Below are 23,942 nucleotides of genomic sequence, written 5' to 3'. Positions count from 1 at the left end.
CTTGTCGTTGAGGCGATCAGCCGTTCAGCGCGGCGATCGCCGCGTCGATATCGGCCGGGCCATTCACGGCAATGCCGCTGATGTTCTTGTCGATGCGGCGGGCGAGCCCCGTGAGGACCTTGCCGGCGCCGATTTCATAAAGCGTTGTGACGCCGTTGGCGCCGAACCATTCGACGGTTTCGCGCCAGCGGACCTGACCCGTCACCTGCTCGACCAGCAGGTCGGCGATTTCGGCAGCGGAGGTGACAGGCGTTGCGCGGACATTGGCGATCAGCGGCACCGCGGGATCCTTCTTCTCGACCTTGGACAGAGCTTCGCGCATCGCATCTGCCGCCGGGCCCATCAAGGCCGAATGGAAAGGCGCAGAAACGGGCAACATGATGGCGCGCTTGGCGCCCTTCTCGGTCGCCAGCGCTGCAGCCTTCTCGACGGCCGCCTTGCCGCCGGAGATGACCAGCTGGCCGCCGCCATTGTCATTGGCGATCTGGCACGGACCGACAGCAGAGGCCTCCGCGCAGATGGCCTGTACGTCGCCGTGTTCCAGACCGATGATCGCGGCCATGGCGCCAGCGCCGACCGGCACGGCTGCCTGCATGGCATTGCCGCGAATGCGCAGGAGACGCGCGGTATCGGCGATCGAGAACGTGCCAGAGGCACACAGCGCCGAATATTCGCCGAGCGAGTGGCCGGCAACGAAGGCGACCTTCGTCTTCAGATCGAGACCCTTGGCTTCGAGCACGCGGATGACTGCCATGGAGACCGCCATCAAAGCCGGCTGGGCATTGGCGGTCAGAGTGAGCGTCTCTTCCGGACCGTTCCACATGATGTCGGACAGGCTCTGGCCGAGCGCTTCGTCGACTTCCGCGAAGACGGCGCGGGCTTCGGCGAAATTGTCGGCAAGTTCCTTGCCCATTCCGACGGCCTGGCTTCCCTGGCCGGGAAATGTGAATGCGACTGACATGGGCGTTTCTCCCTGGGTTTTTCCCTGTCAATTCACATATGGACCTTGCGAGTCAAGCCTCGCACCCCTTCCGCAACCAGCCCAACGGGCCTTCCACAAGGGCTGCTCCACAGCTATCGGCATCTTGCGGTGCATCAATTTCTGCCTAAATTGCCGCTGACCGCTCTCCGTCTCCCAAGACACTCTCTCCATTTATCGAGGCATACCCATGAAGATGAACCGGCTCGGCCGAACCGATATCCTTGTTTCCGAAATCTGCCTGGGCACGATGACCTGGGGGTCACAGAACAGTCCCGAGGATGCGTTCGCGCAGATGGATTATGCGCTCGAGCATGGCGTCAACTTCTTTGACACGGCCGAACTCTACCCAACGACGCCGCTTTCTGCAGAGACCTATGCCGACACGGAACGCCTGATCGGCGACTGGTTCAAGAATTCAGGCAAGCGTGACAAGGTCGTTCTGGCAACAAAGGTCGCAGGACCGGGCCGACCCTATATCCGCGAGGGCAAGCCGATTACCGGCGCCACGGTGAAGGAGGCCCTCGATGCCAGCCTTATGCGGCTCAAGACCGATTATGTTGATCTCTATCAGATCCACTGGCCGAACCGTGGACATTTCCATTTCCGCGGCGCCTGGAGCTACAACCCCTTCAAGCAGGACAAGGCAAGGGCTTCCGCCGAGATCTCGGAGATCCTTGAGGCTCTTGGCGACTGCGTGAAGGCCGGCAAGCTGAAAGCCATCGGGCTATCGAACGAGACCACATGGGGCACGCAGAAATATCTCTCGCTCGCGGAAGCCACTGGTCTGCCGCGCGTCGCGACCATCCAGAACGAATATAATCTGCTCTACCGGCATTACGATCTCGATCTCGCCGAACTCTCGCACCATGAGGACGTCGGCCTGCTCGCCTATTCGCCACTCGCCGGCGGCATTCTGTCGGGCAAGTATCTCGACGGACGGAAGCCGGCCGGTTCACGCGGTTCAATCAATGGCGACATCGGCGGACGTCTGGTACCGCAGCAGCAAGCCGCCACCCGCGCCTATGTGGAGCTGGCCGCCAAACACGGACTCGACCCCTCGGCCATGGCGCTGGCCTTCTGCCTGACACGCCCCTTCATGGCCTCGGTCATCATCGGCGCGACCACGATGGACCAGTTGAAGATCAACATCGGAGCCGCCGACCTCACCCTCTCCGACGACATCATCAAGGAAATCGCGAAGATCCACCGCGAGTATCCGATGCCGATCTGACATCTCGAGGATAGTCGGCGTCCAGCACCTACAAAAACGTGAATAGGTGCACCCTACCATCGCCGCTGCCCGATCCCATTTACGGCGGCGATCAGGACATCGGCCATTTCGTCCGGAACACAGGGGGAATGCTTGGATTACCTTTTCGTAGCCGGAGGCCTGGTCGGCCTTTACTTCGGGGCGGAGTGGCTTTTGCGCGGGGCGATTGCCGTCGCACAGAAGCTGGCCATTCCAACGCTGATCGTGTCGCTGGTCATCGTCGGCTTCGGCACATCCATGCCAGAACTTCTGGTCTCCGTCCGTGCCGCCCTGACCGGCTCATCCGATATCGCGCTCGGCAATGTCGTCGGCTCCAATGCCGCAAACATTCTGCTGATCGTCGGCGCCTGCGCGATGATCTTTCCCATCACCCATTGGGACAAGGGTGTGAAGCGCGACACCTATGTGATGATCGGCGCGGCAATCCTTCTGCTCGGCCTCACGCAGTTTCCGACCATCGGACGGCTGGCAGGGCTGCTGATGGTCGCGGCCCTGCTTGCCTACATCGTCTATGCCTATGTTCAAGGCAAGGGATCGCTCGAAGAGCTCGCGGATGAAGACGTGAGGCACGAGACGCTCGGCACGGGCTTCATGACCGTGCTCATTCTCGGCGGCCTCGCAACGCTTTTCGTCGGCGCCGAACTTCTCGTGCGCGGCGCAACCAGCCTCGCTCGCGACTTCGGCGTCTCGGAGGCGGTCATCGGACTGACAGTGGTCGCCGTCGGGACTTCCCTTCCGGAACTCGCCACGGGGGTCATGTCGGCACTTCGAAAGCATTCCGACATCATGATCGGCAATATCGTCGGGTCGAATATCTTCAACATCCTGTTTATTCTCGGGGTGACCTCGGTCATCCAGCCGATTGCCGTCGCGCCACGCTTTGGAAGCTTCGACGTGCCTGTCATGCTGGCCGTCACGCTCGGCTTCGCCTTCCTGCTGCTGGCCCATCTGGGAGTGCGCAGGTTGACGGCAGGCGCGATGCTGGTCGCCTATGTCGGCTACACAGCGGCACTGGTGCAGGTTTGAAGACGGGACGGCCACAGATTATCGGCAGGGCCGCCGGCAGAAATTGCCGTGCGGCCCTTGCTTTTGTGGCCAATGCGCGTATAAGCGCGCCGTTCACAACACCCGGTCCTCTGGCTGGTGGCTGAACGGAGGGCTGGCAGGTCGCGAGGCTTGCAGCAGGAACCATAAGGGTTTCCGGCCTCCCGTGTCTCCGCTCTCGACCGTCTCGAACACAACGCTTTTCTTGCCGTGGCCTGTGCCGCACAGGAGCAGTCGTTGAGGCTTAGCGCCGGATCCGGGTGACGACAACCGCAAGAAAAGGCAAAGCTTACATGGCTCTCTACGAACACGTATTCCTTGCCCGGCAGGATATGTCCGCTCAGCAGGTTGATGCCCTCGTCGAACAGTACAAGGGTGTTATCGAAGCTCACGGTGGCAAGGTCGGGCGCGTTGAAAACTGGGGCCTCAAGTCCCTGACGTACCGCATCAAGAAGAACCGCAAGGCTCACTACGCTCTCATGGACATCGACGCTCCGGCGGCTGCTGTTCACGAAGTCGAGCGCCAGATGCGCATCAACGAAGACGTTCTTCGTTACATGACCATCGCCGTCGAAGCCCACGAAGAAGGCCCGTCCGCGATGATGCAGAAGCGCGACCGTGACGACCGTCCGCGTCGTGACGGCGACGATCGTGGCCCGCGCCGCGACTTCGGCGATCGTGGTCCGCGTCCGGACCGTGCCCCCCGCGAAGGTGGCTTCGAGCGCCGTCCGCGCGAAGACCGCGCGTAATCTGAGCAAAAGGAGAAAACACAATGGCTGATGCATCCTCTTCTCAGGCACGTCGTCCCTTCCATCGTCGTCGCAAGACCTGCCCCTTCTCGGGCGCGAATGCTCCGAAGATCGACTACAAGGACGTCCGTCTCCTGCAGCGCTACATTTCCGAGCGCGGCAAGATCGTTCCTTCGCGTATCACCGCAGTTTCCCAGAAGAAGCAGCGCGAACTGGCCCAGGCCATCAAGCGCGCCCGTTTCCTCGGCCTGCTGCCTTACGTCGTAGCGTAATCTGATCTGAAGCCTGCCGGCGCCTGCCGGCGGGCTTCATCCCTTCCGCGTTGGGCGCGGATCGGAACCGACGCCCGGTGGCGCGCTTGTCGCGACGCCAGGCGAAATCCCATGTTGGGGATGCTTCTGCGAGATCGCTCGAGCCCCTCCCCTAACTGCTTGAACCAGCAGGACAGCGACGTTGCAAAAACTGAATGCGAAATTGCTGACGACCGGCTTTGTTGCCGGCATCACCGCCGCCCTGCTTGTGCTGGGTGCTGCGGCGCAGCCGACGCTTGCCTCCATTCTTTATGCAGCATCCGCCCTTCCCGTTCTCATCGTCGGCCTCGGCTGGGGCAATGCCGCGGCGATCACCGCGATCGTGACCGCCGCCCTGCTCGGCACGGTCAGCGTCTCGCCAATGTTTGCCTTCGGCATGGCGATCTTCACGCTCGCCCCCGCCGGCTGGCTGGCCCACCTGTCGAGCCTGGCGCGCCCGGCGTCCGAAATCGGCGGTCCGGATCATCTGATCGCCTGGTACCCGCTCTCCGACATTCTTCTGCAGATCTGCAGCTTCGTGGCGATTGCCGTCGTCGTGCTCGGCGTCATCATTGGCTTCGGGCCGGAGTTTACCGGCCAGCTGGTCGACGCCATGACACAGGCGATGAATGCGCAGGATCCGGCCATGGCACCGGATGCGGTGGCGCTCGAACAGCTGAAGCGCAGCATGGTCGTGCTGCTGCCGATCATCCAGGGCGGCACCTGGGTGCTGCTCCTGACGATGATGTATTACATCGCCATGCGGATCGTCACCGCTTCGGGCCGCAACAAGCGTCCGCGCGAGGATTTTCCGTCGGCTCTGCGCATGAACCGCAACACGGTCTTCATCTTCCTCGCCGGCATCGTCGCCTGCTTCATCGGCGGCGTACCCGCGATGATTGGCGCAACCGTCTGCGGCACTTTCGGCGCCGGCTTCCTGATGGCGGGCTTCGCCTCGCTGCATCTGAAGACCCGCGGCAAGGACTGGCGCCTGCCGGCACTCGTACTCGCCTACCTCTCTTCGATCATGCTGCTTCCGCTCATGATCCCCTTCATCATCGGCCTTTCGGACACACGAAGGACCGTTGCCCTGACGCCGGCCGGCAAGGCCGACACATCAAACTCCGACACTGACAACTGAAAGGAACAGGATCATGCAGGTCATTCTCCTCGAACGCATCGCAAAGCTCGGCCAGATGGGCGAAACCGTCAAGGTTCGTGACGGCTTCGCTCGTAACTTCCTGCTGCCGCAGGGCAAGGCGCTGCGCGCCAACGAAGCCAACAAGAAGCGTTTCGATTCCGAGCGCGCCACGCTCGAAGCTCGCAACCTCGAGCGCAAGTCGGAAGCCCAGACGGTCGCCGACGCTCTTGGCGGCAAGTCCTTCATCGTCGTCCGCTCGGCTGGTGAAACCGGCCAGCTCTACGGTTCGGTCGCTGCCCGCGACGTCGTCGAGATCCTGGCTGCCGAAGGCTTCAACATCGGCCGCAACCAGGTCGAGCTGAACACCCCGATCAAGGCCATCGGCCTGCATCAGGTCACGCTGCACCTGCATGCGGAAGTCGAACTCTCCGTCGAACTCAACGTTGCACGTTCGGCCGACGAAGCCGAGCGCCAGTCCAAGGGCGAAAGCCTCACCTCGGCCGACGCCATCTACGGCATCGACGAAGACGCCCTGCGTCCGGAAGACTTCTTCGATCCGGATGCCGACATGGACGGCGACGACGCCTGATTTTCAGCCCCAGGCTGAAACGAGACGCCCGGATTTTTCCGGGCGTTTTTCGTTTGTGCTCTGCTAAAATAGACCATCCCAACGCCGATTCGCCGAATGTCACAGTCAACCGAAAAGATCGGATTCCTGGGCTTTTTGTGAAGTGGAGACAATGTGCCTGTGAATCAATGTGGGTTGAGGTGGAAGCCATTCCGCCGGCCCGCTTTGTCGCTATGGTGCAGCCACCGCCGACACACTGAACGGATGCGAACGAATGAACGATGCTGCGCGCAAACTGAGCCCGGTCCAGCCGGCCGAGCCCCTCTACCGGGAGGCGCCGAACAACATCGAAGCCGAACAGGCATTGCTGGGCGCGATCCTCGTCAACAATGATGCCTTCTACCGTGTGTCCGACTTCCTCAAGCCCGAACATCTGTATGAGCCATTGCATCGGAAGATCTTCGAGGTTGCCTCGGAAATCATCCGCATGGGCAAGACGGCGAACCCGGTCACCATCAAGACCTTCCTGCCGGCCGACCAGAAGGTCGGCGACCTGACGGTTGCGCAATATCTCGCACGTTTGGCCTCCGAAGCGGTGACGATCATCAATGCCGAGGACTATGGTCGCGCTATCTACGATCTGGCCTTGCGCCGCTCGCTGATCCAGATCGGCGAAGATGTCGTCAACATCGCCTATGATGCGCCCCTCGACATGCCACCGCAGGCGCAGATCGAAGATACCGAACGCCGGCTCTTCGCACTCGCCGAAAACGGTCGATACGACGGCGGCTTCCAATCCTTCTCGGATGCGGTCGCCCAGGCCGTCGACATGGCGGGCGCGGCTTTCGAACGCGACGGCAACCTCTCCGGTGTCTCGACCGGTATCCAGTCCCTCGATGCCAAGATGGGCGGGTTGCAGCGCTCCGACTTGATCGTTCTCGCCGGACGCCCGGGCATGGGCAAGACCTCGCTTGCGACCAACATCGCCTGGAACATCGCGGCGGCCTATGAGCCCGAAGTCCTGCCCGACGGCTCTTTCAAGGCAAAGAACGGCGGCGTCGTCGGCTTCTACTCGCTGGAAATGTCCGCCGAACAGCTCGCCACGCGTATCATGTCCGAGCAGACGGAGGTCTCCTCGTCGAAGATCCGCCGTGGTGACATCACCGAGCATGAATTCGAGAAGCTCGTCGGCTTCAGCCAGACCATGCAGAAGGTGCCGCTGTTCATCGACCAGACCGGTGGCATCTCGATTGCCCAGCTTTCCGCCCGAGCCCGCCGCCTGAAGCGTCAGCGCGGCCTCGACTTCCTGGTCGTCGACTATATCCAGCTGATGACGGGTGCCGGCAAGGCGGGCGAAAACCGCGTGCAGGAAATCACCCAGATCACCACGGGCCTCAAGTCGCTCGGCAAGGAATTGAACGTACCGATCGTTGCCCTGTCGCAGCTCTCGCGTCAGGTGGAAAGCCGCGAAGACAAACGCCCGCAGCTCTCCGACCTTCGCGAATCGGGTTCGATCGAGCAGGACGCCGACGTCGTGCTCTTCGTCTTCCGTGAGGAATACTATGTGAAGAACATGGAGCCCCGGGATCTTGCCGATCCGAAATATCCCGAATGGGAAGCGCATATGGACAAGGTCAAGGGCACGGCCGACGTCATCATCGCCAAGCAGCGTCACGGACCGACGGGTACCGTCAAGCTTGCCTTCCAGTCGGAATTCACCCGCTTCGCGGACCTGGCCGAGCCGAGCTTCATTCAATACGAAGAGCCGTGAGATCGAAGGGCGCCCCGCAAGGCGCCCTTTCTGTTTGCTAGAGGCCCAGCGACCGAAGGGCCGCGACCACACCCACGCCACATGCGGCGGCGGGCAGGAGCGACAGGCGGGTGGCGGCAATCGCCACTACGACGCATCCGATCGTCTCGGCCCAGCCGGTGGCAAAGGCGGTGGGTGCCACCACGGCCATCAGAACCGAGGGCGGGATGGCGCCGAGGATCTCCTCGGTATTCGGCGACAGCTTCAGAAGCCGACCGACCCACAGGCCGGCCAAACGGGTCGCGACGGTGGCTGCCGCCATGGCGCAGATCGCAAGTACCGTCATCAGATCGAGGGTCATGGACGAACCTCCCGCGCCCTGCGCGAGGCAAGGGCGGCCATGGCAACGCCGCCGAGTGCGCCGCCCAGGATATACCAGACACCCGGCACGACATGATGAACCAGGAGGGCTGAAGCCGCGCTTCCGACGAGGATCCATCCGGTATGGTTGCCACGCCAGAAGCCGACGATCAGGATGACGAAGACGGCCGGGAAGACAAAGTCCATGGCAATCACCGCAGGATCTCCGACCATGGCGCCGAGGAGGGCTCCGGCGAGCCCCGACAGCACCCAGGCAAGATAGAAAGGCAAGGCGGCGGCGAAGAACCAGACCGGGGTCAACCGATGTCCCCGCGCGCGAAACTCTGCGACCGCCCAGATCTCGTCGGCGAGAAAGAGCATCGACATGACTTTCTGCCGATCAGAGAATTCAGCCATATGCTGCGAGATAGAGGCCCCCATCAGGACATGCCGGATGTTGACGAGAAGGGCAGCGCTGCCGAGCGCTGCCATGTTTGCCGGATGGGTCCAGATGTCCATCGCGACGAATTGCGAGCCACCGGCAAAGACAAGCGCGCTCATCAGCATGGCCTCAAGGGCGGAAAGTCCCTTGGTGGCAGCGACGGCGCCGAAGACGAGCCCGATGGGTACGACTGCGACGGTCAGCGGTAGGATGGAGTGAAAGCCCTGGCGCATCTCCAGGCGTGCAGCGGATGTCATGGCGTCTCCCATACAGAACACAGTCGCCGGGATAGGCGCCTGCCTGCGCCGGGTCTTGAATGAAAGTGATCAGCCGGCGCGAAAGACCGCTGGCGTGAGGCCGGTACGAGCCTTGAATTGACGGGTCATGTGGGCCTGGTCGGCAAAGCCGCAGGCGGCTGCCGTCTCCGAAGGGGTGGCGCCCATGCGCAGAAGATGTCTTGCATGGCGAATGCGCATGTCCGTCTGGAAGGCATGCGGCGTAATGAAATAGTGCTTGCGGAAGGCCCGGATCATGTGGGCACGGCTGAGACCTGCCGCCTTGGCCAGTGCTTCCAATCCGATTTCCGCGTCGAAATGGGCGGCGATGTAATCGCGCACGCGACGCATGGCGCGCGGCTCGCTGTGATCGGGTGCGCGGAGGATATCGCTGCCGTGGCGGGCGAACATGGTGGCGAGCACGCAGTACATGCTCTCCTCGCTTTCCAGTTCCGCCACCCCGCCGTTCTCCATCCGGCTGTGTGCGAGGTTGAAGGCCCTGGCGACTTCTGGATCACTGAGCAATTGCCGGTCGAAGCTTGGCATGCCGTTGAAAGCGCGGCCGGTCACGTCCTCGATGATATCCGTCAGCAATGACACCTCGGGATAAATCATCCGGTAGCGATAGCCTTCCGGTGCGCCTGGCTGGCCGTCATGCACCTCGCCCGGATTGATGAGGTAGAGCGCCCCGGGGCCGGTGTGCTCGCGCGTGCCGCGGATACTCGCGACCTGGCAGCCGACCTCGATCGCTCCGATCGAGAAGGTATCGTGCGAGTGCGGCGAGAATTCATGGGTGATGAAAGAGGCGCTCAGGCATTCCATGTCGCGGAAACGTGCATCCCGCCAGAAGCGGGTCTGCTCCTGCCGTGAGACCGGGTTGGCTTCGGCCGCCTCTTGCTGCGAAACACTGTGCATAGCAGCATAATATCGGGCCGCCGCATTTTCGTCTTGAAGAAAAGTGCTAGGGTCGCGGGACAGATCAACCGACCAGAAGCCTTTATGACAGACCGTTTCACCATTCTCGATGCGCCGGAGGAGTTTCTTTCGGCACCGCTGCGCCTGACCGTGGATCTCTCGGCAATCGCCGAGAACTGGCGCGAAATGGCGCGGCGATCCGGCCGGGCGCGGGCCGCCGCGGTCGTCAAGGGAGATGCCTACGGCCTCGGCATAGAGGATGTCGGACAGGTACTTTACCGTGCGGGGGCGCGTGACTTCTTCGTCGCCGTGCCGGCCGAAGGAGCGACACTCCGGCCCTATGCTCCGGAAGCCCGGATCTTCGTGCTGTCAGGCATCTGGCCGGGCCAGGAAGACGTCTTCTTCGCCAACGATCTGGTCCCGGTGATCGCCTCGGAGGAGCAACTCGCTTTCTGGATGGCAGTGCTGACCGAGCGCGGCCCTTACCCCTGCGCGCTGCATGTCGATACCGGCTTCAACCGTCTCGGCCTGCCGCTTGCCGATGCGCTCGCCCTTGTCGACGACGTCTCGCGCCCGGCAAGCCTCGATCCCGTGCTGGTGATGAGCCACCTCGCCTGCGGAGATGATCCGGCCGCGCCGATGAACCGGCTACAACTGGAGAAATTCCGGACGGTTAGCGCGGCTTTCGAAGGAATCGATTCCAGTCTTTCGGCTTCCGCCGGCATTTTCCTCGGATCCGATTATCACTTCGATCTCACCCGCCCCGGCATTGCACTTTATGGCGGCGAAGCCGTCAACGGTGCGGAAAACCCGATGCAGCCGGTGGTCAAGGCCGAGGCGCGCATCCTGCAGATCCGCGAGGCGAAGGCCGGCGAGAGCGTCTCCTACGGTGCGACCCATGCGCTCGCGCGCGACAGCCGGCTTGCAGTCGCGAGCGCCGGTTATGCCGACGGCTATCTGCGCAACCTCTCCGGCTCCGGAATCCCGCTGCGCGAGACCGGGCTTCCGGGTGCGCACGGCGTTATCGCCGGCAAGCCCGTGCCCGTCGTCGGGCGGGTCACCATGGACCTCACCATCTTCGACATCACCGATCTGCCGGAAAATGCTGTGCGCAGCGGCGATCATGTCGAACTCTTCGGCCCCTCGATGAGACTCGATGACGTTGCCCGCTCTGCAGGCACGATCGGCTACGAAATGCTGACGGGTCTTGGTCTGCGGTATGAACGGATCTATCTGGAGGGCGAGGACTGAGGTCTGGCGCGCCCGGGTTTGTTCTGCTATTGTTCCAGCAATGGAGTCACCGATGACCGAAGACCATCCATCCCATTCGACCGTGCAGGTGGACCTGGAGCCGGACGAATCCGCGTTTGTCGAACGGCAGGTGAGCAACGGCGCCTATGCCTCCGCTGAGGATATGTTGCGCGCCGGTCTTCGTCTCCTGGACGAGAGCGAGCGTCAGCAGGAGCGGGTCGTCGAACTGCGATTTATGATCGATCAGGCGGATGAAGCCATAGAGGCCGGCGACTTCAAAGAGTTTTCCGAGCCGGGCGATCTCACTGCGTTCGTCATCGCGGAAGCGAAGGCACGACGGTGAGCAGCAGCTCCGGTCGACGCTATCGACTGCCCCCCCAGGCCATCGAGGATCTGATCCAGATCTACAATCACCTGTATGAGCGAAGCCCGCTTGCGGCCGAGCGCTTCACGAGCGATAGCGAGCGGAAGATCATCGACCTTGCTGGCTCCAAAAACCCCGGCGTCTGTCGTGAACGGCTGAAACCAGGATTACGCGCATTTCCCTACAGGCGTCGATGCATCTATTTCCGTGCCGTCGAAGACGCTCTTGTTGTTCTCCGCATCACGCATGGTCGACAAGGCATCACGCCCGACACCTTTCCTGAAAGTGAAGACTGAATGGCCAAAGCCAAGACCCAATTCGTCTGCCAGAACTGCGGCACGGTTCATTCCCGCTGGGCGGGCAAATGCGATGGCTGCGGCGAGTGGAATACCATCGTCGAGGAAGATCCGATGGGCGGGATCGGGTCCGGCCCCGGCAAGGCGCCGAAGAAGGGGCGTGCCGTTACGCTCACCGCACTTTCCGGTGAGATCGAGGAGGCACCGCGCATTCCGACCGGCATGGGCGAACTCGACCGTGCCACCGGCGGTGGCTTCGTGCGCGGATCGGCGGTGCTGATTGGCGGCGATCCCGGCATCGGCAAATCGACGCTTCTCATGCAGGCGGCGGCGGCCCTGTCGAGGCGCGGCCATCGCGTCATCTATGTGTCGGGCGAAGAGGCCGTGGCACAGGTTCGGCTCAGGGCTCAGCGCCTCGGTGCAGCCGATACCGACGTGCTGCTCGCCGCCGAAACGAATGTCGAGGATATCCTTGCCACCATTTCGGAAAGCAAACGGCCGGATCTCGTCATCATCGATTCGATCCAGACGCTGTGGAGCGATACCGCCGACAGCGCGCCGGGCACAGTGACCCAGGTGCGCACCGGCGTGCAGGCGATGATCCGATATGCCAAACAGACGGGCGCCACCATGGTCCTGGTCGGGCACGTGACCAAGGAAGGCCAGATCGCCGGCCCCCGTGTCGTCGAACACATGGTCGATGCAGTCCTCTATTTCGAGGGGGATCGCGGCCATCACTACCGCATCCTGCGCACGGTCAAGAACCGTTTCGGGCCGACGGACGAGATCGGCGTCTTCGAAATGTCGGACAAGGGCTTGCGGGAAGTGGCCAATCCGTCCGAGCTTTTCCTCGGCGAACGCAACGAAAAGGCGCCCGGGGCGGCCGTCTTCGCCGGCATGGAAGGCACGCGACCCGTGCTCGTCGAAGTGCAGGCGCTTGTGGCTGCGACATCACTCGGAACCCCTCGCCGCGCCGTCGTCGGTTGGGATTCGTCACGTCTCGCCATGATTTTGGCGGTATTGGAGGCGCATTGCGGGGTCAGGCTCGGGCAGCATGACGTTTACCTGAACGTCGCCGGCGGCTACCGGATCCGTGAACCGGCGGCCGACATGGCGATTGCTTCAGCACTGGTTTCATCGCTGGCCGGTCTTGCCCTTCCCGCCGATTGCGTCTATTTCGGCGAAGTCAGCCTGTCGGGGGCAGTGAGGCCGGTGGCTCACACGGCCCAGAGGCTGAAAGAGGCGGAAAAGCTTGGTTTCTCCGCCGCGGTCTTGCCGGCTGCCTCGCCGGACCTGCCGAAGGGTTCGAAGGGCAAATGGAGGGAAGTGGACAGCCTTCCCGATCTCGTGGCGCGGATCGCCGGTTCCCGGCTGAAAGCCCCCGCAGATCAGGAGGACGGTTGACCCGGTCCGACGCGTGAGAGAACGCGTTCCGGCGGGTTCGCGGTGACATCAATGCCGGTTTTAGCCGGTGGCCCTGGAGTTGGAATTTATGCCCATCACTATTTTTGACGGTATCGTCCTCGGCGTCGTCCTGTTTTCAGCGGTGCTGGCGATGGTGCGCGGCTTTTCGCGTGAAGTGCTGTCCATCGCAAGCTGGGCGGGCTCGGTGGCAGCCGCCTACTATCTCTATCCCCTGCTCGTGCCCTACCTCATGAACTATACGAGCGACGCGCGCATCGCGCTCGCGGGGTCTGCCGGCATCATCTTCCTGATCGCACTGATCGTCATCTCCTTCATCACCTCGCGCATTGCCGACTTCATCATCGACAGCCGGATCGGCGCGCTGGACCGGACGCTCGGTTTCCTCTTCGGCGCTGCGCGCGGCCTGCTGCTGCTCGTCGTCGCCGTCGCCTTCTGGAACTGGTTGATCAACGAGCCGCAGCGACCGGATTGGGTCAACAACTCCAAGTCCAAGCCCTTCCTCGACTCGCTCGTGCAGAAACTCGAGGCAGTCCTGCCTGAAGATATCGAGCCGCAGATCCGGGAACGGATCCTGGGTCGCGAAGATGCCGAAGCCGGCGCTGCCGGCGAAACGGCCCCTGCAGACCAGGCGCCTGCCGAACAGACCCCGGCACCCGCCAACTGATCCTCTCGCGGCCTTGCGTCGCGCGATTTGAGACACGACAGACGCCGCCGGATCGGGACAGACCGGCGGCTTGACTGTTCAAAGCGCAGCACCCGCATCTGTCCCAGGAGCAAAGGCCCTCGCCATGAAGCAGTCCAGCCCCTCCCATGTCGTCTATGGTAGCCATGACGACAAGTTCCATGAAGAATGCGGCGTGTTCGGCATTCTCGGGCATCCGGAAGCGGCAACGCTGACGGCGCTTGGCCTGCACGCGCTCCAGCATCGCGGTCAGGAAGCGGCCGGTATCGTCTCCTTCGACGGGCGGCAGTTCTATACCGAAAAGCACATGGGTCTGGTCGGTGACCATTACACCAACCCGGTGACGCTGGCGAAGCTGCCCGGCCCGCAGGCAATCGGCCACACCCGCTACTCGACCACAGGCGAAGTGGCTCTGCGCAACGTTCAGCCACTGTTTGCCGAACTCGAAGAAGGCGGCATCGCGATTGCCCATAACGGCAATTTCACCAACGGCCTGACGCTGCGCCGCCAGATCATTGCGACCGGCGCCATCTGCCAGTCGACCTCGGACACCGAGGTCGTCTTGCACCTCATCGCCCGCTCACGCCATGCCTCGACCACCGACCGCTTCATCGACGCCATCCGCCAGATGGAAGGCGGCTATGCGATGATCGCCCTCACCCGCACCAAGCTGATTGCCGCACGCGATCCGATCGGTATCCGGCCGCTGGTCCTGGGCGACCTCGACGGCAAGCCGATCTTCTGTTCGGAGACATGCGCGCTCGATATCATCGGCGCGAAATTCGTCCGCGACGTGAAGAACGGCGAAGTGATCATCTGCGAAACCCAGGCCGATGGCTCGGTGACGATCGAATCCCGCATGCCGGCACGTCCGCTGCCCGAACGCGTCTGCCTGTTCGAATATGTCTATTTCGCCCGCCCCGATTCCGTCGTCGCTGGCCGCAACGTCTACACGACGCGCAAGAATGCCGGCATGAATCTCGCGCTCGAAGCGCCTGTCGAGGCCGATGTCGTCGTGCCCGTGCCGGATGGCGGCACGCCGGCGGCCCTCGGCTATGCCCAGCAGAGCGGCATTCCCTTCGAATACGGGATCATCCGCAACCACTATGTCGGTCGTACCTTCATCGAGCCGACCCAGCAGATCCGCGCCTTCGGCGTCAAGCTCAAGCATTCGGCCAATCGGGCGATGATCGAAGGCAAGCGCGTCGTGCTGGTCGACGATTCCATCGTGCGCGGCACGACCTCGCTGAAAATCGTGCAGATGATCCGCGACGCTGGCGCAAAGGAAGTGCATATCCGGGTCGCAAGCCCGATGATCTTCCATCCGGATTTTTACGGCATCGACACCCCCGATGCCGAAAAGCTGCTCGCCAACCAGTATCTCGGCATTGAAGCCATGGCGAAGTATATCGGTGCGGATTCGCTGGCCTTCCTGTCGATCGACGGTCTCTACACCGCAGTCGGCGGCGCGCCGCGGGATCCGGCAAACCCGCAGTTCACCGACCACTACTTCACCGGCGACTACCCGACGCGTCTCGTCGACAAGGAGAGCGAGAAGCCGGGCCGCAAGGAAAGCATGCTCGCCGCCAACGGCTGAGCTTAAGAACATGTCCAGCAAAAGTGCGTCAGCGGTTTTGTGTCCGGACTGCGTCGAATCAAGGAGACAGGGGATTTCCGGTGAGCTGGTTTTCATCGGAAGTGCTCTGGGAATACAGGACAGATCATGACCATCGACCTCAAGGGACGAATCGCGCTCGTCACCGGCGCCTCGCGCGGCATCGGCTATTTCACCGCGATCGAACTGGCCAAGGCTGGCGCCCACGTCATTGCCTGCGCGCGCACCGTGGGCGGTCTGGAAGATCTGGATGATGCGATCAAGGCGGTCGGCGGAACAGCGACACTGGTGCCCTTCGACCTCTCTGACATGGCTGCCATCGACCAGCTCGGCGGCCACATCTTCGAGCGCTGGGGCAAGCTCGACATCGCCGTGCTGAATGCGGGCGTTCTTGGCGTCATCGCGCCGATCGGCCATGTCGAGGCGAAGGTGTTCGACAAGGTCATGACGATCAACGTCACAGCCACATGGCGGCTTATCCGCTCGCTGGAGCCGCTGCTCGTCAAGTCTGATCAGGGCCGCGCACTGATCCTGTCCTCAGGCGCCGCTCACAAGTGCCGTCCGTTCTGGGCGCCCTACTCCGCCTCCAAGGCCGCCGTCGAAGCCCTTGCCCGCACCTGGGCTGCCGAGACACAACGCCTGCCGCTGCGTATCCTTTGCGTCGACCCCGGTGCCACTCGCACCGCCATGCGTGCGCAGGCCATGCCGGGCGAAGATCCAGAGACCCTGCCTCACCCTTCCGAAGTCGCCGAGAAGCTTCTGCCGCTGGTCGGCCCGGAGCAGACGGAAACCGGCAAGCTCTACCAGGTGCGCGAAGGCAGGATCGTCGACTACCGGATGCCGGAATAAGAGTTTCGGCCTTCTCATCTGCGGCCCGAGTGCCGCCAAATCTCGAGACCAGCGCATGGCCCCCAGAGACTTTGCAGCCTATGCCTATCTGTCACTGGCCTGGGGACTTTCCTTCCTGCTTCTCTTGCATGTGGTCGACGCATTCGGCTGGATCGGCGCGGTCACTTTCCGCTGCTTCATAGCGGGCGCCCTGCTCTATGCGATCGCCAGGATGATGCGGCGGCGGCTCGACTTTGGCGCCGGCTGGCTGCCTTTCACTGTTGTCGGCGCCACCACGGTGGCGGGGCAGCTGATCGGGCTGTCCTATGCGACGCCGCTGATCGGGACGGCCATGGCTGCGATCTTCGTCGCTTCGATCCCGCTCTTTTCCATGGTGATCGCCCAGCTCTGGGGACTGGAACGCATCACGCAGGCGCGTGTGTTCGGTCTCGTGCTCGGGACGATCGGCATCGTCATGCTGGTCGGCTTTCCGGCCGTGCCCGTCACCGGTGGGTTCCTGCTCGGCTGCTTCGCGATGATCGGCTCGACCTTTTCCTCCGCCTTTGGCAGTAATTATGCCAGCCGGCATCTTTCCGGCACCGGCCCCTGGGAAGTGACCATCGGCTCCTTCATCGCCGGTGGCATGCTGACGCTGCCACTTCTCTGGTTCGTGCCCGTGCCGGGCACACCGGTCGCCTTGGACTATCTCTATCTCGTGGCGCTGGCGGCGCTGATGAGCGCCCTCACCTATGTTCTCTACTTCAGCCTGGTCAAAAGCATCGGGGCGACGGCGGCGATCAGCGTCGAGTTTGCCGTTACCGTGGTCGCAGTGCTTGTTGGCGCATTGGTGCTGGACGAGGCCTTGACGACGGTGCAACTCTTCGGGGGCGTCGTAATCATCCTCGGCTGTGCGCTGGTGCTGGGTCTCCTGCGCTTGCCGCGGACTGCGACCTGATCAGGCAGAGCGTCGCCGGATGCGCGCCAGTCCCAGGCGCGGCTGCGGATCGGCCAGCGCAATCGATTGGCCTGTTTCGACAAGCAGGGTCGCGGGCTCGTAGAGCCGTACGCAATTGCGACCATCCGCCTTGGCGCGGTAAAGGGCAGCGTCCGCACTGGCGAGCATTGTGTCAAGCCCCGTTCCCCGTTGCGTCGCTTCACAGACGCCTATGCTCACCGCAATCCGCAAAGCGCCCAAGCCCGGCATCGCCATGTCGGCAACGGCGAGACGGAGATTTTCGGCGACCGCGACCGCCTGTTGCGCGCTCATGCGTGGCATGAGGCAGGCGAACTCCTCGCCGCCGATCCGGGCAAAGAGCCAGCCCTTCGGCATGCGCTGGTCAATGGCATGCGAGAAGGCGAGGAGGACCTGGTCGCCGGCTGCATGACCATGGGTATCGTTCACCGACTTGAAATGATCGATATCGAAGAGCAGGAGGCTCGCGCCGCCTTCGGCTTCGTGGAGCATTTCGGCGGCCTCGGTCACGAAGGTGCGACGATTCGGGAGATTGGTGAGGGGGTCACGCTCGGAGGCCAGGCGATAGCGCCGCTCGTCGCGCTCCTTGGCAATGACCAGCAGCGAGACCAGCGAGAGGATATTCAGCATGGAGTTCGCCAGAGTGACGAGGGCGAACCACTGTGCCGTGCTTCCATCCTCGGCATAGGGCGGAGCAACGAAGACACTGAGCGGCACGGCCGCCAGCCACAGCAGGCCACGCAAGCCGGCTGTGGTTGCCGCAATCGACCGCGAAGGCAGTGGTTCGTGCTTTGCGCGCACCAGGGTTAGCTGCGCCGTCAGGAAACAATAGCCGGCCAGGAGCAGAGACAATGTCGCGGCCCGGGCTTCGATCGAATTCTGCAGCATTGGCGTGAACCAAAGCAGGATCCACGCAAGCCCACCCGCAGAGGCCTTTGCAATCGACAGGCGCCCGCCTTCGAAGACGACCACCGCCTGCCAAAAGAGGCCGACGGCGAAAATGCCGAGGCCGATTCCCAATCCGGACGAAAGGGTGAGTGGCAAAGTGCCGCGATTTGCATGAAGGAGCATGGCGGCACAGCCGGCAAGACCTGCGGCTACAAGGATTGGAAGCACGTGACTGCCGCGATAACGCAACCACATGTAGATCGTAGCCAGGGTGGAAATCATTATGATCACCGCATGGACGACCATGATGGTGGGCAGATGCAGCGTCTGGTCCATGCCGAAGATCATCTCCGAGGGCGGGAAAATTTCCCCCTAGAATTGGGGTATTTCCGTTGAGAAAGCCTTAATTCCCCAAAGTCCGTCCGGAGCGAGGCACTCCGGACCTCCATATCGGAGCACACGCCGACTGCCCTTGACCAAAATCGCGACGCGCGCCATAAAGCGCGTCATGAAAACGAGCCTCTGCATCATTTGCGGGACCATTATTCGCTAGCGCTTCGCTGGCCTGGCCGTTTTCGTCTCCTGCATAGACCCAGATGACAAACGACCCGGTCCAGCCGGGTCCATTCATTCTGGGAGTTTCACATGGCTGGCGGCCTCAAGATTTACAACACGCTCACACGCGAGAAGGTCGATTTCGAGCCGATCGACCCCGACAATGTGCGCCTGTATGTCTGCGGGCCGACCGTCTACGACTTCGCCCATATCGGCAATGCGCGCCCCGTCATCGTCTTCGACGTGCTCTACCGGCTGCTGCGCCACATCCATGGTGCGGACAAGGTCACCTATGTGCGCAACATCACCGACGTCGACGACAAGATCAACGCGCGGGCATTGCGCGATTTCGGCGGCCAGATTGGCGATGGTTCGATGAGCCTCAACGAGGCGATCCGGGCCGTGACCGGCAAGACGGAGAGCCAGTTCCACGAGGATGTGGCGGCGCTCGGCTGCCTGAAGCCGACCGTCGAACCGCGCGCGACCGACAACATTCCCCAGATGATCGTGATCATCCAGCGCCTGCTCGACATGGGCCATGCCTATGTGGCGCAAGGCTCGGAGGGCCACGAAGTGCTGTTTTCGACCGCCTCAATGGCGGATTACGGCATGCTGTCGAAGCGCAAGCTCGAGGACCAGCAGGCGGGCGCGCGTGTCGCGGTCGAGAACCACAAGATGAACCCGGCCGATTTCGTGTTGTGGAAGCAGTCCGCCGACACCGAACCCGGCTGGCCCGCGAGCTTCACCTTCGAAAAGACTGTTTATCCGATCCATGGCCGTCCCGGCTGGCATATCGAATGCTCTGCCATGGCCGACCGCTATCTCTGGGAAGAGATCAAGGACCGGTTGTCTCCCAGGGCGAAGGCCAAGCCGCACCAGTTCGACATCCATGGCGGCGGGCTGGACCTGATCTTCCCGCACCACGAAAACGAGATCGCCCAGTCCTGCTGCGCCTTCGACAACGATCTGATGGCGACGGTGTGGATGCATAACGGTTTCCTGCAGGTCGAGGGCCGCAAGATGTCGAAGTCGGAGGGCAATTTTGTCACGATCAACGAGTTGCTTGCGACGGAGAAGTTTGGCGGGCGCAAGTGGCCGGGCGAGGTTCTCAGGCTTGCGATGCTGATGACGCATTACCGCGAGCCGATCGACTTTTCGGTCAAGCGGCTGGAGGAGGCGGAGCGGCTGCTGGCGAAGTGGCCAGCGGGTGACGCCGGGGACACGGCACCGGATGCATCGGTTCTTGAGGCACTCTCGGACGATCTGAATACGGTTGCTGCCGTTCAGGCGGTTCACGCGCTCGCCCAGGCGGCGAATGCCGACCCGTCGAAGCTATCTCTGTTCGCCGCCTCGGCAGCCCTCCTGGGTGTTGCACCGAAGAAGGCAGAGCTGAGCGACGACCTCTCCGCCGCCGTCCAGGCGCTCGTCGATATGCGGCTTGAAATGCTCAAAGCGAAGAATTTCGCCGAGGCGGACCGCATCCGTGACGAGCTCGCCGCCAAGGGCATCCAGCTCAAGGACGGCAAGGACAAGGAGACCGGCGAGCGGGTGACGACATGGGAGGTCAAGCGGTAGCTGCATGACCCAGCCGAACCCCAACACCAAGATGCCGAAATGGCTGCTCTATGGCCTGATCGCCAAGGGTGCCTTGATTGCCGCGGTGATTATCGGCGTTACCGTCTACATGACGATGCAGTGAGGAAGACCGGATGAGCGAGATTCATAGCGGCGGCTGCCAATGCGGCGCGATCCGGTTCCAGGCCTCGAAGCTCGGACGGCCGTCGATCTGTCATTGCCGCATGTGCCAGAAGCAGTTCGGCTCCTTCTTCGGCGCCTTCGTCACCGCCGACCAGGCGCATCTGACCTGGACGCGCGGACAGCCGATGCTTTATCGCTCGTCTGCGAAGGTCAAACGCGGCTTCTGCGCCAAATGCGGCACGCCGCTCACCTATCAGCATCCGAATGGCGTCGAGCTGGCGATCGGCGCCTTCGACCACCCGGAGCATTTCGAGCCGCAGATCCAGGTGAACCATCACCAGCGCCTGCCGTGGATTGACCAGCTGTTCGACAAACCGGCCTTCACCAGCCCTGACATGGAGGCGTTCTTCGCCTCGATCGAGAGCTTCCAGCATCCCGACCATGACACGACGATATGGCCACCGGAGGATGACCAATGACCCGACAGGTGCATTCCGGCGGCTGTCAGTGCGGCGCGATCCGCTACAAGATCGTGGGTGAACTCGGCTATCCGCATATCTGCCACTGCCGCATGTGCCAGAAGGCGAGCGGCAATGTCTTCATGGCGCTTGCGGGCTCCAGGCAGGAGGATTTCCTGCTGATGCGCGGCGAACCGAGCTGGTTCCAGTCATCTGACCCGTGCGGACGCGGCTTCTGCAAGGACTGCGGTACGCCGCTTTTCTTCCGCACCAAAGGCTCGCCCTATATCAGTGTGACGATCGGCAGCCTCGACAAGCCGGACCTCGCCGAGCCCGTCTCGCAGGACGGCGTCGAAAGTCGCGTCTCCTGGTTCGACAAACTCTTTTCCCTCCCCGAAAAACCGACGGACCGTTCGGACCTTCCGGCGGGAAATGCCGGGATCGCCGCCACATCGCGGCAGCATCCCGATCACGATACGGCGGCCTGGCCACCGAAGAAGGACATTTGACATGACGAGCGAATTGCGCGGCTTCTATCCCGACATCGAACCCTTCGAGACCGGCATGCTCGATGTCGGCGACGGCCACAGGGTTTACTGGGAGCGCATCGGCACGAAGGGCGCCAAGCCGGCCGTGTTCCTGCATGGCGGCCCTGGCGGCGCAACCAGCCCCTCGCAGCGCCGCCTCTTCGATCCGGCGCTTTACGATGTGATCCTGTTCGACCAGCGCGGTTGCGGCAAGTCGACCCCGCATGCCTCGATCGAAGCCAACACTACCTGGCATCTCGTCGCGGATATCGAACGCCTGCGCGAGATGATGGGCGTCGACACATGGCTCGTCTTCGGCGGCTCCTGGGGCTCGACGCTGGCGCTCGCCTATGCGGAAACGCATCCGCAGCGCGTCTCTGAGCTCGTGCTGCGCGGCATCTACACGCTGACCAGGGCCGAGCTCGACTGGTACTACCAGTTCGGCGTCTCCGAGATGTTCCCGGACAAGTGGGAGCGGTTCGTTGCCCCGATCCCGGATAACGAACGCCACGAGATGATGGCCGCCTATCGCCGGCGTCTGACCGGCACCGACCGCGAGGAGCAGTTGCGCTGCGCCGTCGCCTGGAGCACCTGGGAGGGCGAGACCATCACGCTCCTGCCGAACCCTGATTATTCCGGCCACTTCTACGATGCCGATTTTGCGCTGGCCTTTGCACGCATCGAAAACCACTTCTTCGTCCATGCCGGCTGGCTTGAGGAAGGGCAGCTCCTGCGCGATGCCGACAAGCTCCGGGACATTCCCGGCGTGATCATCCATGGCCGCTACGACATGCCCTGCCCGGCCAAGTATGCCTGGGCTTTGCACAAGGCCTGGCCGAAGGCAGATTTCCATCTGATCGAGGGAGCGGGCCACGCGTTTCTCGAGCCTGGGATCCTCGACCAGCTGATCCGGGCGACGGATCGGTTTGCGGGAAAGAACTGAACTGGCATGCCGGAGGGGCACTCGCATGACGCTTGAAAAGATCACCCTGTTCGACACAACGCTGCGTGACGGCCAGCAGACACCGGGCATCGACTTTTCGGTCGAGGACAAGATCGCTATCGCGACGATGCTGGACGAGTTCGGCATCGACTTCATCGAAGGCGGCTATCCCGGCGCGAACCCCACCGACACGGCATTCTTCTCCAGAAAGCGCACGCAGAAGGCCGGCTTTGTCGCCTTCGGCATGACCAAGCGCGCCGGCGTTTCTGCCTCCAACGATCCGGGCTTGAGCCAGCTCATCCAGTCCAAGGCGGATGCCGTCTGTCTGGTGGCGAAAAGCTGGGACTATCACGTGAAGGTGGCGCTCGGCTGCACGAATGAGGAAAACCTCGAAAGCATCCGCGATAGCGTCAAGGCCGTGGTCGCGGCGGGCAAGCTTTCCATGGTCGACTGCGAGCATTTTTTCGACGGTTACAAAGCCAATCCGGACTATGCGATGGCCTGCGCCAAGGAGGCTTACGACGCCGGCGCCCGCTGGGTCGTGCTCTGCGACACCAATGGCGGTACGCAGCCGCCGGAAATCCGGGACATTGTCTCGGCGGTCATCGCATCCGGCATCCCCGGTTCCTCGCTCGGCATCCACGCGCATAACGACACCGGCCAGGCGGTTGCCAATTCGCTCGCCGCCGTCGAGGCCGGCGTGCGGCAGATCCAGGGCACGCTGAACGGCATCGGCGAACGCTGCGGCAATGCCGATCTCGTCACGATCATCCCGACGCTCTGTCTGAAGGAGACCTATTCCTCGCGCTTCGAGACCTCGATCGACCGGGAGAAGCTGGTCGGTCTGACCCGTCTGTCGCGCGCCTTCGACGAGCTTCTCAACCGCTCGCCGCATCACCAGAGCCCTTATGTCGGCGCCTCCGCCTTCGCCACCAAGGCCGGTATCCATGCCTCGGCGCTTCTCAAGGATCCGAAGACCTACGAACATGTCGAGCCCGAAAGTGTCGGCAATTTCCGCAAGGTCATGGTCTCCGACCAGGGCGGCAAGGCGAACTTCCTCAACGAGCTGAAGCGCCGCGGCATCACGGTTGCCAAGGATGATCCGAAACTCGATACGTTGATCTCTGTCGTCAAGGAACGCGAAGCACTGGGCTATGCCTATGAAGGCGCAGATGCGAGCTTCGAACTTCTGGCGTTGAAGACGCTCGGCACCGTGCCGGATTTCTTCGCGGTCGAGAGTTTCCGGGTGATGGTCGAGCGCCGCTTCGACAGTCATGGGCTGCTGAAGACGGTGTCGGAAGCGGTCGTCCGGGTGCTGGTCGATGGAGAGACGGTGATGTCGGTTGCCGAGGGCGACGGGCCGGTCAACGCGCTCGACATTGCGCTGCGCAAGGATCTCGGCAAGTATCAGGGCGAAATCCTGGATCTCGAACTGGCGGATTACAAGGTGCGCATCCTCAACGGTGGCACCGAGGCCATCACCCGCGTTCTCATCGAATCCACCGACGCCACCGGCGCCCGCTGGTGGACAGTGGGCGTCTCAGAAAACATTATCGACGCTTCCTTTCAGGCGCTGATGGATTCGATCGTCTACAAGCTGATGAAAAACCGCGAACTGGCGGGCCAGATCGCGGCTGAGTAAGAGCTTCGCCG

General features: G+C 62.6%; 25 protein-coding genes. 20 read left to right on the top strand and 5 right to left on the bottom strand.

Annotation, left to right across the window (positions count from 1 at the left end):
* Positions 1 to 16: 16 nt before the first annotated feature.
* A complete protein-coding gene (fabD, locus tag LJE98_RS13895; protein WP_229575826.1) occupies positions 17 to 961 on the bottom strand; it encodes an ACP S-malonyltransferase in 945 nt (314 codons plus the stop codon).
* 208 nt (positions 962 to 1,169) lie between these two features.
* Between fabD and LJE98_RS13890 the strand changes: the two genes are divergently transcribed.
* The 7 genes from LJE98_RS13890 (at position 1,170) to LJE98_RS13860 (ending at position 7,815) form a co-directional block, all read left to right on the top strand.
* Positions 1,170 to 2,213: an aldo/keto reductase gene (locus tag LJE98_RS13890; protein WP_229575825.1), complete on the top strand. Its 1,044-nt coding sequence runs from the start codon at positions 1,170 to 1,172 to the stop codon at positions 2,211 to 2,213.
* Positions 2,214 to 2,345: 132 nt separating this feature from the next.
* Complete coding sequence (locus tag LJE98_RS13885; protein WP_229575824.1) at positions 2,346 to 3,278, top strand: calcium/sodium antiporter; 933 nt, start codon at positions 2,346 to 2,348, stop codon at positions 3,276 to 3,278.
* Positions 3,279 to 3,589: 311 nt separating this feature from the next.
* Positions 3,590 to 4,045 carry a 30S ribosomal protein S6 gene (rpsF, locus tag LJE98_RS13880; protein ID WP_229575823.1) on the top strand — a complete coding sequence of 152 codons (456 nt, stop codon included), beginning with the start codon at positions 3,590 to 3,592 and terminating at the stop codon, positions 4,043 to 4,045.
* Between the two features lie 23 nt (positions 4,046 to 4,068).
* The gene (gene rpsR / locus LJE98_RS13875; protein WP_003502063.1) at positions 4,069 to 4,317 is read left to right on the top strand and encodes a 30S ribosomal protein S18; all 249 of its coding nucleotides are present in this window, start codon (positions 4,069 to 4,071) and stop codon (positions 4,315 to 4,317) included.
* A 181-nt stretch (positions 4,318 to 4,498) separates the two neighbouring features.
* Positions 4,499 to 5,476, top strand: coding sequence for a DUF2232 domain-containing protein (locus tag LJE98_RS13870; protein WP_229575822.1), 978 nt, complete (start codon positions 4,499 to 4,501; stop codon positions 5,474 to 5,476).
* Positions 5,477 to 5,489: 13 nt separating this feature from the next.
* Positions 5,490 to 6,065: a 50S ribosomal protein L9 gene (gene rplI / locus LJE98_RS13865; protein WP_229575821.1), complete on the top strand. Its 576-nt coding sequence runs from the start codon at positions 5,490 to 5,492 to the stop codon at positions 6,063 to 6,065.
* A gap of 253 nt (positions 6,066 to 6,318) precedes the next feature.
* Positions 6,319 to 7,815 carry a replicative DNA helicase gene (locus LJE98_RS13860; protein ID WP_229575820.1) on the top strand — a complete coding sequence of 499 codons (1,497 nt, stop codon included), beginning with the start codon at positions 6,319 to 6,321 and terminating at the stop codon, positions 7,813 to 7,815.
* 37 nt (positions 7,816 to 7,852) lie between these two features.
* On the opposite strand, the gene LJE98_RS13855 is transcribed toward LJE98_RS13860, so the two are convergent.
* The 3 genes from LJE98_RS13855 to LJE98_RS13845 all read right to left on the bottom strand — a co-directional run bounded on the left by LJE98_RS13855 (position 7,853) and on the right by LJE98_RS13845 (position 9,786).
* Positions 7,853 to 8,155 carry an AzlD family protein gene (locus LJE98_RS13855; protein WP_229575819.1) on the bottom strand — a complete coding sequence of 101 codons (303 nt, stop codon included), beginning with the start codon at positions 8,153 to 8,155 and terminating at the stop codon, positions 7,853 to 7,855.
* Positions 8,152 to 8,853, bottom strand: a complete 702-nt coding sequence (locus LJE98_RS13850; RefSeq protein ID WP_229575818.1) for an AzlC family ABC transporter permease — start codon at positions 8,851 to 8,853, stop codon at positions 8,152 to 8,154. The genes LJE98_RS13855 and LJE98_RS13850 overlap by 4 nt, the downstream gene beginning before the upstream one ends.
* Positions 8,854 to 8,922: 69 nt before the next feature.
* Positions 8,923 to 9,786 carry an AraC family transcriptional regulator gene (locus LJE98_RS13845; RefSeq protein ID WP_229575817.1) on the bottom strand — a complete coding sequence of 288 codons (864 nt, stop codon included), beginning with the start codon at positions 9,784 to 9,786 and terminating at the stop codon, positions 8,923 to 8,925.
* Positions 9,787 to 9,870: 84 nt separating this feature from the next.
* Between LJE98_RS13845 and alr the strand changes: the two genes are divergently transcribed.
* The 8 genes from alr to LJE98_RS13805 all read left to right on the top strand — a co-directional run bounded on the left by alr (position 9,871) and on the right by LJE98_RS13805 (position 17,202).
* Positions 9,871 to 11,037, top strand: coding sequence for an alanine racemase (gene alr, locus LJE98_RS13840; protein WP_229575816.1), 1,167 nt, complete (start codon positions 9,871 to 9,873; stop codon positions 11,035 to 11,037).
* Positions 11,038 to 11,089: 52 nt separating this feature from the next.
* Positions 11,090 to 11,380 carry a ribbon-helix-helix domain-containing protein gene (locus tag LJE98_RS13835; protein ID WP_229575815.1) on the top strand — a complete coding sequence of 97 codons (291 nt, stop codon included), beginning with the start codon at positions 11,090 to 11,092 and terminating at the stop codon, positions 11,378 to 11,380.
* Positions 11,377 to 11,697 (top strand): type II toxin-antitoxin system RelE/ParE family toxin, encoded by a 321-nt coding sequence (locus LJE98_RS13830; RefSeq protein ID WP_229575814.1) that lies wholly within the window; start codon positions 11,377 to 11,379, stop codon positions 11,695 to 11,697. Before LJE98_RS13835 ends, LJE98_RS13830 begins: the two co-directional genes overlap by 4 nt.
* Positions 11,698 to 13,101, top strand: a complete 1,404-nt coding sequence (radA, locus tag LJE98_RS13825; RefSeq protein WP_229575813.1) for a DNA repair protein RadA — start codon at positions 11,698 to 11,700, stop codon at positions 13,099 to 13,101. It abuts the gene before it with no gap.
* An 88-nt stretch (positions 13,102 to 13,189) separates the two neighbouring features.
* Positions 13,190 to 13,786: a CvpA family protein gene (locus LJE98_RS13820; RefSeq protein WP_229575812.1), complete on the top strand. Its 597-nt coding sequence runs from the start codon at positions 13,190 to 13,192 to the stop codon at positions 13,784 to 13,786.
* A 124-nt stretch (positions 13,787 to 13,910) separates the two neighbouring features.
* Positions 13,911 to 15,401, top strand: coding sequence for an amidophosphoribosyltransferase (purF, locus tag LJE98_RS13815; protein ID WP_229575811.1), 1,491 nt, complete (start codon positions 13,911 to 13,913; stop codon positions 15,399 to 15,401).
* Between the two features lie 126 nt (positions 15,402 to 15,527).
* Positions 15,528 to 16,268, top strand: a complete 741-nt coding sequence (locus LJE98_RS13810; protein WP_229575810.1) for an SDR family NAD(P)-dependent oxidoreductase — start codon at positions 15,528 to 15,530, stop codon at positions 16,266 to 16,268.
* A gap of 55 nt (positions 16,269 to 16,323) precedes the next feature.
* Positions 16,324 to 17,202, top strand: coding sequence for a DMT family transporter (locus tag LJE98_RS13805; RefSeq protein ID WP_229575809.1), 879 nt, complete (start codon positions 16,324 to 16,326; stop codon positions 17,200 to 17,202).
* On the opposite strand, the gene LJE98_RS13800 is transcribed toward LJE98_RS13805, so the two are convergent.
* Positions 17,203 to 18,444 carry a sensor domain-containing diguanylate cyclase gene (locus tag LJE98_RS13800; RefSeq protein ID WP_229575808.1) on the bottom strand — a complete coding sequence of 414 codons (1,242 nt, stop codon included), beginning with the start codon at positions 18,442 to 18,444 and terminating at the stop codon, positions 17,203 to 17,205.
* Between the two features lie 309 nt (positions 18,445 to 18,753).
* On the opposite strand from LJE98_RS13800, the gene cysS reads away from it, so the two are divergent.
* The 5 genes from cysS to cimA all read left to right on the top strand — a co-directional run bounded on the left by cysS (position 18,754) and on the right by cimA (position 23,931).
* A complete protein-coding gene (gene cysS / locus LJE98_RS13795) occupies positions 18,754 to 20,238 on the top strand; it encodes a cysteine--tRNA ligase (protein WP_229575807.1) in 1,485 nt (494 codons plus the stop codon).
* Between the two features lie 134 nt (positions 20,239 to 20,372).
* Positions 20,373 to 20,840: a GFA family protein gene (locus LJE98_RS13790; protein WP_229575806.1), complete on the top strand. Its 468-nt coding sequence runs from the start codon at positions 20,373 to 20,375 to the stop codon at positions 20,838 to 20,840.
* The gene (locus LJE98_RS13785) at positions 20,837 to 21,328 is read left to right on the top strand and encodes a GFA family protein (protein WP_229575805.1); all 492 of its coding nucleotides are present in this window, start codon (positions 20,837 to 20,839) and stop codon (positions 21,326 to 21,328) included. Before LJE98_RS13790 ends, LJE98_RS13785 begins: the two co-directional genes overlap by 4 nt.
* Position 21,329: 1 nt before the next feature.
* Positions 21,330 to 22,289 carry a prolyl aminopeptidase gene (gene pip, locus LJE98_RS13780; protein WP_229575804.1) on the top strand — a complete coding sequence of 320 codons (960 nt, stop codon included), beginning with the start codon at positions 21,330 to 21,332 and terminating at the stop codon, positions 22,287 to 22,289.
* Between the two features lie 25 nt (positions 22,290 to 22,314).
* Positions 22,315 to 23,931: a citramalate synthase gene (gene cimA / locus LJE98_RS13775; RefSeq protein ID WP_229575803.1), complete on the top strand. Its 1,617-nt coding sequence runs from the start codon at positions 22,315 to 22,317 to the stop codon at positions 23,929 to 23,931.
* The last annotated feature ends 11 nt before the right edge of the window (positions 23,932 to 23,942 follow it).

It is taken from the genome of Rhizobium sp. 'Codium 1', assembly GCF_020889605.1.
In the GTDB taxonomy this organism is placed as follows: domain Bacteria; phylum Pseudomonadota; class Alphaproteobacteria; order Rhizobiales; family Rhizobiaceae; genus Allorhizobium; species Allorhizobium algae.
The sequence above is the reverse complement of the archived record's forward strand: the minus strand, read 5'-3'. Positions and strand labels throughout refer to the sequence as shown.